General features: G+C 69.7%; 16 protein-coding genes and 1 tRNA gene. 5 read left to right on the forward strand and 12 right to left on the reverse strand.

Annotated elements, in window-relative coordinates:
• Nucleotides 1–7 precede the first annotated feature (7 nt).
• From ACIBCU_RS06530 to ACIBCU_RS06540, 3 genes are read left to right on the forward strand one after another with little or no spacing between them, the layout of a single operon-like run.
• Nucleotides 8–622 (forward strand): winged helix-turn-helix domain-containing protein, encoded by a 615-nt coding sequence (locus tag ACIBCU_RS06530; RefSeq protein ID WP_362926967.1) that lies wholly within the window; start codon nt 8–10, stop codon nt 620–622.
• A gap of 13 nt (nt 623–635) precedes the next feature.
• The gene (locus ACIBCU_RS06535; RefSeq protein WP_362926968.1) at nt 636–818 is read left to right on the forward strand and encodes a hypothetical protein; all 183 of its coding nucleotides are present in this window, start codon (nt 636–638) and stop codon (nt 816–818) included.
• Nucleotides 818–1,903 (forward strand): MFS transporter, encoded by a 1,086-nt coding sequence (locus ACIBCU_RS06540; RefSeq protein WP_399229673.1) that lies wholly within the window; start codon nt 818–820, stop codon nt 1,901–1,903. Before ACIBCU_RS06535 ends, ACIBCU_RS06540 begins: the two co-directional genes overlap by 1 nt.
• On the opposite strand, the gene ACIBCU_RS06545 is transcribed toward ACIBCU_RS06540, so the two are convergent.
• The 6 genes from ACIBCU_RS06545 to ACIBCU_RS06570 all read right to left on the reverse strand — a co-directional run bounded on the left by ACIBCU_RS06545 (nt 1,833) and on the right by ACIBCU_RS06570 (nt 7,886).
• Entirely contained in the window at nt 1,833–2,621 is a 789-nt protein-coding gene (locus ACIBCU_RS06545; RefSeq protein WP_362926970.1) for a S16 family serine protease, read from the reverse strand. The genes ACIBCU_RS06540 and ACIBCU_RS06545 overlap by 71 nt on opposite strands.
• 130 nt (nt 2,622–2,751) lie before the next feature.
• A complete protein-coding gene (locus tag ACIBCU_RS06550) occupies nt 2,752–3,393 on the reverse strand; it encodes an IclR family transcriptional regulator (RefSeq protein ID WP_104786256.1) in 642 nt (213 codons plus the stop codon).
• 509 nt (nt 3,394–3,902) lie between these two features.
• The gene (locus tag ACIBCU_RS06555; RefSeq protein ID WP_362926971.1) at nt 3,903–5,684 is read right to left on the reverse strand and encodes a DEAD/DEAH box helicase; all 1,782 of its coding nucleotides are present in this window, start codon (nt 5,682–5,684) and stop codon (nt 3,903–3,905) included.
• A gap of 137 nt (nt 5,685–5,821) precedes the next feature.
• On the reverse strand, nt 5,822–6,190 hold the full coding sequence (locus ACIBCU_RS06560; RefSeq protein ID WP_399229676.1) for a type II toxin-antitoxin system death-on-curing family toxin: 369 nt from the start codon (nt 6,188–6,190) through the stop codon (nt 5,822–5,824).
• Nucleotides 6,190–6,387 (reverse strand): Arc family DNA-binding protein, encoded by a 198-nt coding sequence (locus tag ACIBCU_RS06565; RefSeq protein ID WP_073746295.1) that lies wholly within the window; start codon nt 6,385–6,387, stop codon nt 6,190–6,192. Before ACIBCU_RS06565 ends, ACIBCU_RS06560 begins: the two co-directional genes overlap by 1 nt.
• A gap of 32 nt (nt 6,388–6,419) precedes the next feature.
• Nucleotides 6,420–7,886, reverse strand: a complete 1,467-nt coding sequence (locus ACIBCU_RS06570) for an MFS transporter (protein ID WP_399229679.1) — start codon at nt 7,884–7,886, stop codon at nt 6,420–6,422.
• 197 nt (nt 7,887–8,083) lie between these two features.
• Here ACIBCU_RS06570 and ACIBCU_RS06575 point away from each other — a divergent pair.
• Nucleotides 8,084–8,155 (forward strand) — tRNA-Cys (locus ACIBCU_RS06575).
• Nucleotides 8,156–8,224: 69 nt separating this feature from the next.
• Here the strand turns inward: ACIBCU_RS06575 and ACIBCU_RS06580 are convergent.
• The 3 genes from ACIBCU_RS06580 to ACIBCU_RS06590 all read right to left on the reverse strand — a co-directional run bounded on the left by ACIBCU_RS06580 (nt 8,225) and on the right by ACIBCU_RS06590 (nt 9,775).
• Complete coding sequence (locus ACIBCU_RS06580) at nt 8,225–8,632, reverse strand: hypothetical protein (RefSeq protein ID WP_393766328.1); 408 nt, start codon at nt 8,630–8,632, stop codon at nt 8,225–8,227.
• Nucleotides 8,633–8,708: 76 nt separating this feature from the next.
• Nucleotides 8,709–8,957, reverse strand: a complete 249-nt coding sequence (locus ACIBCU_RS06585) for a DUF397 domain-containing protein (RefSeq protein WP_393766329.1) — start codon at nt 8,955–8,957, stop codon at nt 8,709–8,711.
• Complete coding sequence (locus ACIBCU_RS06590; protein WP_399229682.1) at nt 8,954–9,775, reverse strand: Scr1 family TA system antitoxin-like transcriptional regulator; 822 nt, start codon at nt 9,773–9,775, stop codon at nt 8,954–8,956. Before ACIBCU_RS06590 ends, ACIBCU_RS06585 begins: the two co-directional genes overlap by 4 nt.
• A 78-nt stretch (nt 9,776–9,853) precedes the next feature.
• Here ACIBCU_RS06590 and ACIBCU_RS06595 point away from each other — a divergent pair, with 78 nt between their 5' ends.
• Nucleotides 9,854–10,348, forward strand: a complete 495-nt coding sequence (locus ACIBCU_RS06595) for a hypothetical protein (protein ID WP_399229684.1) — start codon at nt 9,854–9,856, stop codon at nt 10,346–10,348.
• Here the strand turns inward: ACIBCU_RS06595 and ACIBCU_RS06600 are convergent.
• From ACIBCU_RS06600 to ACIBCU_RS06610, 3 genes are all read right to left on the reverse strand, one after another.
• On the reverse strand, nt 10,262–11,275 hold the full coding sequence (locus ACIBCU_RS06600; protein WP_399229686.1) for a MarR family transcriptional regulator: 1,014 nt from the start codon (nt 11,273–11,275) through the stop codon (nt 10,262–10,264). The genes ACIBCU_RS06595 and ACIBCU_RS06600 overlap by 87 nt on opposite strands.
• Nucleotides 11,276–11,651: 376 nt before the next feature.
• On the reverse strand, nt 11,652–12,173 hold the full coding sequence (locus ACIBCU_RS06605) for a hypothetical protein (protein ID WP_399229688.1): 522 nt from the start codon (nt 12,171–12,173) through the stop codon (nt 11,652–11,654).
• 196 nt (nt 12,174–12,369) lie between these two features.
• On the reverse strand, nt 12,370–14,718 hold the full coding sequence (locus tag ACIBCU_RS06610) for a hypothetical protein (protein ID WP_399229690.1): 2,349 nt from the start codon (nt 14,716–14,718) through the stop codon (nt 12,370–12,372).
• Nucleotides 14,719–14,723: the final 5 nt, after the last annotated feature.

Below are 14,723 nucleotides of genomic sequence, written 5' to 3' on the forward strand. Positions count from 1 at the left end.
TCATGGCATGCCACCGAACGAGCCGGAACGCCGGCCGACGCCGTACGCCGATGACCCGAAGATCCACCACGTCGACACCCGCACCCTGCGCGGCCTCGCCCACCCGCTGCGGATCCGGCTGCTGAACACCCTGAGGGAGTTCGGCCCCGCGACCGCCTCCGGACTCGCCGACCGGCTCGGCGAGTCCAGCGGGGCCACCAGCTACCACCTGCGCCAGCTCGCGACGTACGGCTTCGTCGAGGACGACCCTGAGCGCGGCAAGGGGCGCGAGCGGTGGTGGAAGGCCGTCCACATGGGCAACACCTTCAGCACCAGCAGCTTCCTGGAACACCCGGACGCCGAGGTACGCGGCGCCGTCGGAGTAGTACTCCACGAGATCGCCACCACGCACGGCCAGGAGCTGAACACCTGGCTGGGGACGATGCACGAATGGTCTGGGGAGTGGCGCCGGGCCTGGGAACTCAGTGACTTCAAGCTGCGCCTCACCCCGGAGCTCTCGCAGGAGCTCGCGGAGAAGATGCACGAGCTCGTCCACAGCTACCAGGACCGCGTCCCCGAGGACACCGAGGGGTCGGCCGTGGTCCGCACCCATCTGCACATGTTCCCGCGTCCCACCGACTGAGGGGATCACCGTCATGCACAGCGACATCCACCTGCTGCTCCACACCTACCGCGCCGCCGAACTCCGGCATGAAGCGGCCGAGTTCGTCCCCGTACGCCCCGGACTGCGCCACCGGATGGGCTGGACGCTGGTCGAGCTGGGCCTCCGGCTGGCCCGGAGCACGCCTCCCCCGGCCCGCGCCGCGCGAACGGCCTGATGGTGGACGGGGGGAAACAGCCGCGGGACCGCACGCCGCTCGCCGCTGTCCTGGCGGCCAACTCGATATCCACGGCGGGCACTTCGCTCACCCTCATCGGCGTGCCGTGGTTCGTCCTGGAGACCACGGGGAGCGCCGGCCGGGCCGGCGTCGTCGCCTTCTGCGCGACCCTGCCGATCGTCGTCGCCGCCCTGATCGGCGGCCCGGTCATCGACCGGATCGGCCGGCGCCGGGTCTCCATCGCCTCCGACACGGTCTGCGGCGCCGCCATCGCCACGATTCCGCTGCTGCACCACGCGGGAGCGCTCCATTTCTGGATGCTGTGCGCGCTGATGGCGCTGAACGGGCTGGCCCACACGCCCGGGAACACCGCGCGCTACGTCCTGGTCCCCGACCTCGCCGAGCACGCCGGCACCACGCTCGCCCGCGCCGCCAGCCTCTTCGACGCGGTGTCGCGGGGTGCCCGCATGGTCGGCGCGGCACTGGCGGGCGTACTGATCGCCTTCGCGGGCGCCGAGACCGTGCTCCTGCTGGACGCCGCCTCGTTCGCGCTGTCCGCCCTGCTGGTCGCGGCGGGCGTACGAGGCATCCGCTCGGCCGAGCCGAGCAGGACCGCGGCCCCCGTGTCGCTGCGCATCTACCGCGCCGAGCTGCGGGAGGGCTACGCCTACCTGCTGGGCAACCGGCTGCTGCTCGCCGTGGTCCTCATGGTGATGTTCATGAACGGCACCGACCAGGGATGGAACGCCGTCCTGCTGCCCGTGCACGCCGAGGGCGAGCTGGGCGGGGCGGCCGACCTGGGGATGCTGACCGCGCTGTTCGGCAGGGTCTCGGGTGCCCTCACGGCGGGCTGTGAGCTCGCCATGCCGGTGGGCGGGCTGGCGGCGGGCCTGCTGGTCGAGGGGATGGGCGCGACGAGGGCGCTGCTGGCGATGGGCGGGGTGTACTTCCTGGCGACGCTGAGCCCGCTGGTCTTCCCCGCCTGGCGCACCATGGAGGGTCCGGAGCCGCAGGTCAGCAGCCCGGAACCTTGCCCCCCTCGTCCAGGGCCCGTAGCGAGGACACCGCGCTCTTCAGCGTCGTGACGGAGATCAGCCGCAGCCCGTCGGGCCGCTCGGCCTTCGCCTGCTTGCACTCGGCCTTCGGCACCAGGAAGACGGTCGCGCCGTCCCGCCGGGCTGCCTGCGTCTTGAGGCTGACCCCGCCGACCGCGCCGACCGCGCCGTCGGCCTCGATCGTCCCCGTACCCGCGATGGTGCGGCCGCCGGTCAGGTTGCCTCCGGAGCCGTTGTCCGAGAGTTTGTCGATGATCCCGAGGGAGAAGAACAGGCCCGCGCTCGGACCGCCGACATCGGCGAGGTGCAGGGTGATGTCCACCGAGCCGGGCTTCATGTCCAGGTAGTTCAGGGCCGCGTCGACGGCGACGTTCTGCGACTCCTTCATGTCCTGGAGGTTGTGCTGCTCGATCTCCTTCTCGGAGTCGCCGGCCGGATAGACGGAGTCCCGCGGCATGACCGCCCGGTCCGTCCTGAACCAGCTGTCCACCACGTCCCCGACGCCGATGTCGGCCGTCGGCGACGTCGCGAGGATCGTGGTCATCAGCAGCTTGCCGTCGGTGGGGTGGGTCGGCGCACCCTTGACCGTGATGACCGGTGTCCCCTTGTCGTCCCCGAGGACGTCCGCGGTGGTGCCGGGCTGCGCCACGGTGAACGGCAGCGGCGCGAAGGCGGCCGTACCGAACAGTGCGAGGACGGGCAGCGCGCAGAGGGCGAGAAGGCGGGGGCGAGAGAGACGAATGGCCACCCGCCCAATCTAACCGCCGCGCGCCTCCGGCTCCGACCGCCCCGGCGCCACCGGGGCGGTCGGGCCCGCACCGCGGCGCCCGTCCTGGTGCAGCGCGGGCGCTCGGCCCGACGCGGCGCCGGCGCTCGTGCTAACGCAGCGCGTCGGCGACCTCACGAGCCGCGTCGAGGACCCTCGGTCCGACCCGTTCCGGTACGGCGTCCGCGAGCATGACCACACCCACGCTGCCCTCCACCCCCGATACCCCGACCAGCGGCGCCGCCGCCCCGCAGGCACCGGCTTCGAGCTCGCCCTGGGTGAGGGTGTAGCCCGGGTGGTCGACCGTCTTCTGCCGGGCGGTGAGGATCGCCCGGCCCGCGGCGCCCCTGTCCAGGGCGTGACGGAAGCCGGCCCGGTAGGCCACGTGGTAGTCGGTCCAGGTCGGCTCGACGACGGCGACCGCGAGCGCGTCCGACCCGTCGACGAGCGTGAGGTGGGCGGTGGCCCCGATGTCCTCGGCCAGGGAGCGCAGCGCGGGCAGTGCCGCCTCCCTGACGAGCGGGTGCACCTGACGGCCCAGGCGCAGCACGCCCAGACCCACTCGGGCCCGGCCACCCAGATCACGCCGGACGAGCGCGTGCTGTTCCAGGGTGGCGAGCAGTCGGTAGACCACGGTGCGGTTGACGCCGAGTTTGTTCGACAACTCGGTGACGGTCAGGCCGTGATCGGTATCGGCGAGCAGCTTGAGGACACGCAGTCCCCGGTCGAGCGTCTGAGAAGTCTCCGCGGTCACGACGCCCTCTCCCTCGTGGTGAGCGGGGCGGTTGTCTCTCCGGGATGCCGACGCCGGTCCCACGGCGACGCACCGAGAGGCCGCCGACTGGCCATAACACCGGCTGCGCTCCGCGGCCACATTGCCACGGGGCGTTCATGTTTCGGGGACATTAGCGAGAGGGTCCGCTCAGCGGAAGCCCTCGTCCAGAATCCGGTCTCCCTCCGGAGTCGCATGACATAACCGCCGGTCAGCGGGAGACCGTCCGGAACGCGAACATCTACGCGCGTTCAAGTCGGGTGACGCCGTGACAACGCTCCGTACATCACACGTGAACGATTGTTAACTCACCGTGAAATATATGTCGCAAAAACTTCCCACCCACGGAGCCCGCCGCACCCTCACGCGCCCCCGGGGGACGGCGCACGCCCCGCGCGGAACCGCCCGCCGGCGCCCGGCCCGGATCACACCGGGGCCCCGGCACTCGGGCGGCGTGATCCGCGCGTGTGCCGGGGCCTTCGGAGCAGGAATCACCGCATTCGGGTGGCCCACTCCTGGACCTTCTTGATCCGGTCCTGGATCTGCCCGGCCGTCGCCTCCGCGCTGGGCGGCCCGCCGCACACCCTCCGCAGCTCGGTGTGGATCACCCCGTGCGGCTTGCCGCTCTGGTGGGTGTACGCCGACACCATCGTGTTGAGCTGCTTGCGCAGCTCCAGCAGCTTCTTGTGCGTGACCACCGGCCGCCCCTCGGCCGGCTTCTCCAGCAGGTCCGCCTCCTCCGCCGGCTTCTGCCTGCTGTGCGCGATCTGCCGGGTCTGCCGCTTCTGGAGCAGCAGCTGCACCTGATCGGGTTCGAGGAGGCCGGGGATGCCCAGGTAGTCCTGCTCCTCCTCGCTGCCCGGGTGCGCCTGCATGCCGAATTCCGCGCCGTCGTACAGCACCCGGTCGAAGACCGCGTCGGACTCCAAGGCCTCGAAGGGCAGCTGCTCCTCGGTCTCCTCGTCCTCGAGCTTCTCCGCGTCCGCGAGGAGCTGGTCCTCCTCGGCGAACGGGTTCTCCTCGTCGCTGCCCTTCTTGGGCTTGTCGAGCACGTGGTCGCGCTCGACCTCCATCTCGTTCGCGAAGTCGAGGAGCATCGGGATGGTCGGCACGAAGACGGAAGCCGTCTCGCCCCGGCGCCGCGACCGTACGAAACGGCCTACGGCCTGGGCGAAGAAGAGCGGCGTCGAGATGGTCGTGGCGTACACGCCGACCGCGAGGCGCGGGACGTCGACGCCCTCCGACACCATGCGCACCGCGACCATCCAGCGCGATTCGTCCTGGCTGAACTTGTCGATCTTCTTCGACGCCGCCTTCTCGTCGGAGAGGACCACGGCCGGGGACTCGCCCGTCACCTTCTTCAGGATCTTGGCGTACGCGCGCGCCGACTCCTGGTCCGTCGCGATGACGAGCCCGCCCGCGTCCGGAATCCCCTTGCGCACCTCGGTGAGCCGCTTGTCGGCGGCGGACAGCACGTTGGGGATCCACTCGCCGGTGGGCGCGAGCGCGGTGCGCCAGGCCTGCCCGATGGCGTCCTTGGTCATCGGCTCGCCGAGCCGGGCGGCGATCTCGTCCCCGGCCTTGGTGCGCCAGCGCATGTTGCCGCTGTAGCTGAGGAAGATCACGGGGCGGACGACCCCGTCGGCGAGGGCGTTGCCGTAGCCGTAGGTGTAGTCGGCCGAGGAGCGGCGGATGCCGTCGTTGCCCTCCTCGTACGCCACGAAGGGGATCGGGTTGGTGTCGGACCGGAAGGGCGTACCGGTGAGCGCGAGCCGCCGCGTCGCCGGGTCGAACGCCTCCTGGCAGGCCTCACCCCAGGACTTCGAGTCACCGGCGTGGTGGATCTCGTCGAGGATCACGAGCGTCTTGCGCTGCTCGCACCGGTTGCGGTGGAGCATGGGGCGCACGCCGACACCGGCGTACGTGATCGCGACCCCGTGGTACTCCTTGCTCACCGGGCCGGCGCTGTAGTCGGGGTCGAGCTTGATACCTATGCGGGCGGCGGCCTCCGCCCACTGCTTCTTGAGGTGCTCGGTGGGCGCCACGACGGTGATCTGCTGCACCACGTGGTGGTGCAGCAGCCATGAGGCGAGGGTCAGCGCGAAGGTGGTCTTCCCGGCGCCGGGCGTCGCGACCGCGAGGAAGTCGCGCGGCTGCTCCTGGATGTACTTCTCCATGGCACCCTGCTGCCAGGCGCGCAGCTTCCCGGCCGTCCCCCAGGGGGCGCGGCCGGGAAAGGCGGGTGAGAGGTGGTGGGAGGCGGTAGTAGTCACGGTCTCCGGTTCAGGGCACTCGGGTACGTGGGCGGCTGCCGATACGACAACCGGGCCACCCTACCGGCGGGCGGCGCGGAACCCCGTACGGATCAGCTGCGACTCGGCACTGCTGAGACCCGCTTCACAGGACACGGCTACCTGGCGAACCCGGGCAGCTGCTCCGCGATCTTGGCCATTTCCAGCACTCCTTGACACACATCCAGCACGAACCGCTCGGCCTCGTCCACGTCGAAGCCTGCGTCGAGCGGATGCCCGTTCATGTGCAGGAAAACCCATGTCGCGTACCAGGCGATGCGTTTGTTGCCATCGACGAGCGCGTGGTTGCGCGCCAGGGACTCCATGAGCGCCGCGGCTTTCTGCCACACGTCCGGATAGGCGTCCTGACCGAATACGCTCGCCTGCGGGCGCGCCAATGCCGAGTCGAGCAGCCCGTAGTCGCGTACCTCGGCGGCCCCCAGCCGTTCTGCAAGATTCAGAAGCTCGGGCAGTGTCAGGTACCGCATCAGGCGAGCCTCCGGTTCAGCTCCTCACTGACCTTCAGCACATGATCGGCTGCCTCGTTGAAGAGGCGCGAGTGTTCGTTTATGGCGGTGATCACCGCATCGTGAGCGAAGGACTGCATGCTTCGCCCCTCAGCCTCGGCGCGAGCACGCAGGGCGTCGAGCTCTTCCTCGGTAAACCTCAGATTCAGACCAGCCATGGACGAATGGTACCGCGTAGTACCACGCGGTACTAAGAATCCGTCCGCACCCGCGTAGCGACCCACACCCCCACCAGCGCCACCGCCGCCATCGGCAGGAACACCACCGTGAACGCCCCGGGATGCGCCGTGGCCGTACCGCTTTCCACGGCCCCGTGGGCGGCCACGCCCACCGCGCCGCCGCCGAGCGCGGCGAACGCCGCACCGCCCGCGGCGAGCAGCAGCGCGTTGGACAGGCCGTCCGAGATCTGGAGGGCAGCCGAGTTGGCACCCGCCTCGTGCGGCGCCGACAGCTTCAGCAGCAGCACGCTCGTCGACGCGATCACGATGCCCATGCCGAAGCACCCGACGCCCCAGACCACGGCCAGGGTCCACACCGGTACCGCCTCGATCAGCACACTCGGCGCCGCGACGATCGCCAGGGTCACGAGCACCATGCCCACCACCATGAGTGCCCCGCGGTGGGGCTCCAGCCGGGGCCGGGCCAGGACGTACGAGCCGAGCGCCCAGGTCAGACCCCCGGCGGCCAGGGAGAGGCCTGCCAGCGTCGGGGAGAGTCCACGCTGGGTCACGAGCATCAGCGGGACGAAGGACTCCGCGACGATGAACGAGCCGGCCGATATCCCCCGCAGCAGGATCACGGCGGGCAGTCCCCGCGCGGCCCGCACGGTCCCCCGGGGCAGCAGCCCGCGCACGGCGGGGACGAGCAGCGCGGCACCGGCGAGCGCCGGGACAAGAGAGACCCACCGCAGCTCCTGCCCCGCGTACTGGAGCAGCCCGGCACCGGCCGAGATCCCGAGCGCGAGCCGGATGCGGCGCCGGTCGAAGGGCTCCGCCGCGGCCTCCGCGTCCGCGGCCCCTCCCGCCATCCGCCGGATCGCGGGCAGCGCGAGGCCCAGCGGCAGGAGGATGAGGACCGGGATGCCGACGAAGACCCAGCGCCACCCGAGGTGCTCGGTCACGGTCCCGGAGGCCAGCGGGCCGACGACGGACGGCACGATCCAGGCCGCCGAGAAGCCGGCCATGATGCCCGGCCGGATCCGCTCCGGGTAGGCCCGCCCGATGACGACGTACAGCGCCACGATGACGAGCCCGCCGCCGATGCCCTGGACGGCCCGCCCCAGGATGAACGTCCACATGTTCGCCGCGGTCCCGGAGAGCAGCAGCCCCGCCCCGAAGGCCCCGATCCCGGTGGCGAGCGGGGCGAGCGGCCCGCGCCGGTCGGCCCACTGCCCGGAGAGCACCATGGCGAAGAGGCTGGTGGTGAAGTACGCGGAGAAGGCGAAGGCGTAGAGCGGGATGCCCTGCAGCTCACGGGCCGCGACCGGCATCGCCGTGCCCACGGCGGTCGCCTCGAAGGCGATGAGCAGTACGACGGAGACGATGCCGATGCTGAGTGCCCGGTAGGTCCGCCCGAGGACACCTTCCGCCGGTTCGACGACGGTGGTCTCGACTATGGCGGCGGTGACCTCGGCGTCACGGGGTTCCAGGGCAGTCATGAGCCCCAGAGTAAGGGCCACCACCCCCGGTGACCCCTGTCGGTGGGCGGAATCCGGCTGGTCCCTTCGCCGTAGGACCAACGGCTCGCCAGGACCGCGAACATGAACGCGGTATGGCAGTCACGTTGCGGCCCGCCCGTGACCCTTGGCCGGGCCCCGGCGGGCCCGTACGGTCGACAGCAGATCAAGAAACGCACGGCCGTGTGCCCGAGAGGTTCAGGGGCTCGACTGCAACTCGAGTTACACCGGTTCGAATCCGGTCACGGCCTCCGGCGAAAGGTGACGGCCGCCCCATCCCGTGGGGCGGCCGTTTCTGCGTGCGCGAGCCTGCCACCACCTCAGGGTTTCGGCCGCGCCTTCTGCCGGGCGCGCTCCTCGGCCTCCTGCATCTCCAGAATCCGGAAGACATGGGAGCTCGCCCGCTTGCGTGCGCTCCCGCTCGTGAACAGCGCCGCACCCGCGACAGCGGGGGGCACGGCAAGAAATCCGATTCCGAGCAGTTCTGGCCAGTCACGCTCGGCGCTGCACATCTTTGCCGCGCCTTGGCTGTACGAGGTGCTCTCACTGTCGTAGAACACCGGAGCTTCACAAGCGATTTCATCCTGAAAGTGATGCACAGTGAACGGGATCAGCAGCAAGTACCCCAACCAGAGGAACAGGGCTGCGGACAGTGCCATCAGGCCGGCGCCCCAGCTCTGCTGCCGTCCGGCCCAACGGTCGAATTCCTGTCGGGCTGGCCATTGCATGAGAAGTCTCCCATTGGTCATGAAACGCGCTTGTCCCGGCCCTGATCCGGCGCGGCCCGGGATGACGGGCGGGCGGTCAGCCCTTGGCCGCACCCGCCACGAATGCGGTCCAGGCGGTGGGGGTGACGGTGAAGGTGGGGCCGTCGGTGACCTTGGAGTCGCGGACGTGGACGGTGTGAGGGCAGGTGGCGACCTCGACGCAGGCCTCGCCTTCGTTGCCGCTGTAGCTGGACTTGTGCCAGTCGTAGGCGACTTCGAGGCAGGCCCCGCCCTCGTTGCCGCTGTAGCTGGACTTGAACCAGGTCAGCCGGGGTCCGTCGCTCACAGTTGCCTCACCTTCGTCTCGATGATCTCCGCGGACTTCCATGGGTTGAGCGCCTGCGCCCGCAGGATGCCGAAGAGGTCGAGCTGGTCACTCACTTGCTCCGGCTTTGAGATCAACCTACCGCCGCCCTGAGCCTCCACATACATCAAGTTGCGGCCTTCCGCCGTGGACATCAACTGCATGGGTCCCATCAGCCCCGCATGCGTGTGCTGAGCCGACGGCATCACCTGCACCGTCAGGTGGTTGAACCGCTCCACGCAGTCGAGCACGTGCCGCAGCTGCTCCTTCAGCACCTCGGGCCCGCCGAGCGTCCGGTCCAGGACCGACTCCTCGATGACGTACCCGATCCGCGGCGGCGGCGTGCGCGACAGAACCGTCTGCCGCTCCAGCCTCGCTCCGACGTGCCGGGCGATCTCGTCCTCCGTGTACGCCGGTACGCGCGACCGGTACAGCGCGTGCACGTACGCCTCCGCCTGGAGCAGGCCCGGGATCAGCATCGTCTCGTATGCGCTGATCACCCGCGCGTTCCGCTCCAGCTTCGCCCAGTCCAGGAACTTCGGCGGGTACTTCTCCTCGTCCACCAGTTCGCAGCACGCCTTCAGAGCCCCGCCCGCACCGAACACCCGGTCCGCGTCGATCAGCAGGTCGCGCGACGGAATGCGCTCCGCGCGCTCCACCGCGCCCATCAGCGACTCCGAGATCAGCAGTTGCTCCGCCGCTTCCTTCTGTGTGTGACCCGCCCGCACCCGGTGGATGCGGATCAGCTCCCCCACCAGCCGCCGCCCACGCGTCGTCCCGCCACTCGTCGCCACAGCCATCACCACTCTCCCCACATCGCGTGGATGTGGATCGCGTCCTGCTGGTCACGCTACGCAGTCACCACGATGCTCATAGCCATGACGAGCAAGAAGCTCCCCGAATGGGTACCCGCATCGGGGCTCCAACTCCGCCTCATCGGCATTCACTTCGACGCCATCCGGCTGCGCGGCGTCCGGGGCGAGGCGGTGCTGCACCACCTCGCCACCCTCACGGACGGCGATCCGGGGCCCGTCGTGCGGGAGATCGCAGGGGCGCGGTGGACGTACTTCCTACTGGAAGCCGGCGCGAGCCAGGACTTCGACTGGCCGCCCGGCGCGAAGCGCTTCGGCCCGGCGGCCCGCGACCAGTACGTCGGGATTCCTGCCGCCCACGGCAACACGTATCCGCTGAGCTGGCGGTGCGGGCCTCCGCAGGACGGGGAGTTCGTGGACGCCGAGCTGCTGTACGGGCTGGTGGTGGCCCAACTCGGCCCGGCGCGTGACTGCTCAGGGGGTGCGCATCAGGTTGCGGAGGCTCGCGACGAGGGCAGGGACGTCGCGTTCGACCCCGGCGGGCGTTGCGCCTTCGACTGACTGCGGGGGCAGGTGTGCGGTCGTGCAGGGGCGGCAGAGGCCGTCCGGGAGCGCTTCGGCCGGGCCGGGGCGGCCACAGTCGGCACACTCGACCAGGACGCTGCGGACGGGGGTGGCGGGGAGGCCGCCTTGGTTCGGTGCGGGTGCCGGGGGCAGGTGGGGCGGCATCTTGTCGGTGAGGCGGCGGCGTACCAGGCCGATGGGCGACCCGATGCACTCGGGCAGTCCGGCGGTGAGCGCCGAGGTCAGGTAGTCGGCGCCGACACCTCGCGTGAACCATGCGGCGGCGAGCGGTTCCAGCGCGGCGCAGTCGGCGGCGGAGAGCGCCAGGCGGGGTTCGCTGCGGCCGAGTTCGGCGAGGGTGAGGTAGGCGGAGGAAGGGGCCGCGACAGCCGAGGAGGCGCCTACGCCCGGCTCCTCTTGCGGCGCCGGGGGCGGGTTGGGGCCGGGCCGCTCCGCAGTGCGCTGTCGGGGTACGACCGCCGGTTCGGCGGAGGGTGCGGGCGCCTGCTCCGGGCCAGTGGCAGCCTCACCTGCGAGCCTGGCGATCCACCACTCGTTGTCGTGAGCGGTCCGGGACCAGTAAGTGAGCGTCACCCACCGGCACTGACCGGCCCCTTCCACCCGGCAGCGCACGCGACGCAGATGCCCAGCCACGGCGAGGGCGCGCAGTGCGGTGCCGATGGCCATCTGGCCGTACAGGGGCAGGTCCTTGGCCAGCGACTTGATGTCCATGGCGGCGCCGTCGGGGAGGTGGTCGACATACCCGGCGACGTAGCGTTCACGCTCGGGCAGATAGGCGAAGGCCACTGCACCGGAGGGACCTTGGGCCGGGACGGTCTGCTTGCCGTAGCCGGTGTGCGCCTTGCGGTACGGGCGCGAGGCTGCGGGAGCGGGCGGGGCGGAGCTAGGGTGCTGGATAGCCACGAGATCGTCCTTCTTGGGTGCGCGATCTTGGGTCAGACCCCGGCCGGTGCGGCAAACACCCGTCGGGGTCGTCTCGTTGTGGGCACCGTAAGCAGCCGCGACTCTCCGCCGCAACTCGCTCACTATTAGTCATACTTGCTGGCCGTGACGGGGTGGGGAGGGAGGGGCGGTTCCCCAAAAGCCCTTACCTACCCCCCGGATGAACAACAGCGCTCGAACCCCGGCCCTCGCGTCTCAGCCCTCGAAGCCCGAAGCTCAAGCGTCGGTCCGGCCGGCATCCCCCGGCCCCTCGAACGAGTGATGGCGCCACACCCGGCGCTCGAACCCCGAGCCTCGGGGCCCGAGCGCCGGGTCACCATCCGACCCCGCTGAGCAGCTACTTCGGCGTGAGATCGGGGGTCTCGGGCAGCCCCGCGTTGTTCTCACAGCCCAGCTCCTCCGCCATAGCCAGCGCCACGGAGTGGGCGACCGTCACGTAGGCGTCCATGAGCGCCTTCGCCCGCTTGTCGTCCTCAGGCTCGGGAGCGATGCCGTCGTACTCAGCGGTGATGGCGATGTGCGCCGGACTGGCACCTGCCAGCCTCTCGCTGCGGCAGGCGAACCTGACGATGCCACTGTCCGGAGCAGCCAGCGCCTGCTCCCCCATCCTCAGCAAGGTGAACTTGGACGCCGGTTCCCCGGCCGGGGCGCTCCCCACCAGCTCCCACCCGATCTCGACCTGCGGGGCGGCACTGCCGGACGCGAACGCTCCGCAGATCTCCCCGTCCCCCAGGGTGGACGAGGCGAACGCGTCGCGCAGCTCCTGCGCGGCGTGGGCAACGGTCGCCTCCTCGCCATCCGCCACGAACCGCGATGAGCCGGTGATCACCTTGACCGCTTCGACCGCACCGGCCGACATCACCTTCGCGCCGCAGAGTTGCTCGGCCGAAACGGAGGAGTTTCCCGCCTTCGTGGATTGGCCCTCTCCTCCCCCACAGCCCGCGGCTCCCACAACGACCGCACCGGCTACAGCCGCTCCGAGGAGCCCCCTGCACCCGCCCCTACGACTGATCACCATCTGCATCCCTCTGCTCCGCTGCCTTCCAACCACCGTCTCAGCCTGTCTCCGGGTCGTTGCCCTGCTGGTTCTCCCGGTCGTTGCCTGTCGCATAGCCGAGCCTCATGGACTCCTTCATGTCCTGACGGAAGTCAGCGTCCTTGTCCGTGGTGTTGCTCGCGAGGAACTCCTCCATCGGTGCCTCAGCCATGGACTCGCCGGACCGATAGATCCTGTTCCATTCCTCCCGCGTCAGCTCCTCGGCCTTCTCCTTGTTCGCGTCGACCGAGTTGTCCGACATGTCACCGACGAACTGTCCGATCAGCTGCTCCGCCCCACCGCTGGCCGTGTCGGTGGCCAGCGGAATGAGCACGGCAGCCGTCCCGACCGCCGCGGTGGCCGGCAGGAAGGCGACGCCCGCGGCGATGCCCGCCGCCGCGCCGAACTCGACCCACCCGGAGCGCTTTTCGACAGCCTTCTCGTAGTCCTCGTGGCTCTTCATGTTGTCGGCCTGGACCTGGTCGGCCCGGGACTGGTCGAGCATGCCCTGGACCTCGGCACCCACATGCACGGTCGACCTGGCACCACCCGTGTCGATCGCCCCGTTCGGACCGACCTGGTTCTCCAGCACACTGCGGGTGTAGACCTGCTCCGCCGCCGAGACCGTCGCGTAGGCGTCCGGGTGCTGGCCCAGAGCACTGAGGAATTGACGTGCGACACTCCTGCCCTCGTCGTCGTCCGCGAAGTCGATATGTCCGTCCGGGTTCTTGCCCGGGGCGAAGACACTGTCCGTCCCGCCCTTGTCCAGAGCCCAGTTGATGTCGTCGATGTACCCGGCACCCATGGTGCCCAGGCTGTCGGCCATCGCCTCCTGCTGCTTGAGCAGGCCGGCGTCGGCACCGTACTTCTCCATGACCTTCTGCATGACCGCGGCATTGTCCGCGTCCCGCACCACACCACCGTCCGGGTGCCCCGCCGGGTAGCCCAGCGTCGCCGATTCCAGGGCGTGGCCCAGCGCGTCGGGCATCTGGTTGAGGGAGTTCTTGAGCTCGTCCTCGTCCAGCGAGTTGACGTCCGGGAAGGACTCCCACTTCTCGTTGCCGAAGAAGTCGAGGTAGTTCTCGATCGGCGTGTCGCCGTTCTTGCCGAGGTCGGCCGTGGCTCCGTGGTTGACCGTGCCGTCCTCGTTGTACGCGGTCGGCGGGTCGTTGAAGAAGTGCTTCGCCGCGTCCGGGCTGTTGCCGAGCGCCTCCAGCATGGCGGTCGCCGGGTCGTAGCCGGCCCCGTTCACACCGGACGGGTTGAACGGGTTCTTGAACGGACTGTTCACCACCTTGTTGTCGGCGAACATGTACGGGTCCTTCTGGTGCAGCTGCGCCACGTGTTCAGCGATCGGATTGAGGAACGCCTTGTCGTAGTTCCCGTACCGCATGATGCCGCCGAGCAGCTGGTAGCCGTACGGCCCGTTGGAGTCGTACTTGGCCAGCGGGACGCGTTCCGTGCCCATCTTGCGGAGCTCGGGGCCCCACTCGTCGGAGAACGCCTTGTCGTGGGAGGCGGTGGCCAGGTTGAGGCCCAGGTTCTTCTGGAGTTCCTGGACGTCCTTCAGCCGCTCCTTGTCGAGCTTGCCGTATTCGTACGTGTCCGTGGAGAGCTGGCCGAAGAACGCGAGGGACTTCTCCGGGCCGAGCTTCTCGTAGAAGTTCTTCGAGAACTCCACGGACTTGCTGTTGTCCGCCAGCAGTTCGTTGAGCTGCTGGAGTTCGGTGTGCGTGATGTCGCGGCCCTTGGCGGCCAGGCCGGCGGCCCGGGCGGCCTCCTCCTGGTCCATCTTCGTGTACTTCGGGGCGTTGAAGTCCTTGCGGTCCGTGACGTTGGCTTCGAGGGAGTTCTTGAAGGACACATCGGTGTCGTTGCAGTTGTCGACGATCAGGTCGATCTTCTTCTGCCAGGAGGCGATGTTCGCCTTCTGCTGCTGCACCAGTGCGGGGTAGTCGGGGTCGTGCGCCTTCTGCTGGGGAGGCATGTCCTCCACCGGGTGGCGTGCGGTGACCTTGCCGTGGCCGTCAACCTTGATCCCGGCCGCGGGCCCTTCGTGGTCCCGGATGTCGATCAGGTCGTCCTTGGCCTTCTTGATGGCGTTGTGACCCTCTTCGAGGATCTGCTTCACGCCCTTGGCCTCGGCCGCGGCGTCCGCGACCTCCTTGACCGTCTTGCCGATGAACGCCTTGGTGACACCGGCGTTGAGACCTTCCCAGTCCGCCTTGTCCGCCTTGGCCTTCATCCCGTCGCGGGCCTCGGTGGCGAGCCTCTCCAGATCGCCCGCCATCTTCGACCAGTCGTCGACCGCGGTCTTCAGCTTCCCCAGCGGGGCGTCGACTATGTCCTCGTATTTGAGCGTACCCATGATCC

The organism is Streptomyces sp. NPDC051064 (assembly GCF_044455985.1).
GTDB lineage: Bacteria > Actinomycetota > Actinomycetes > Streptomycetales > Streptomycetaceae > Streptomyces.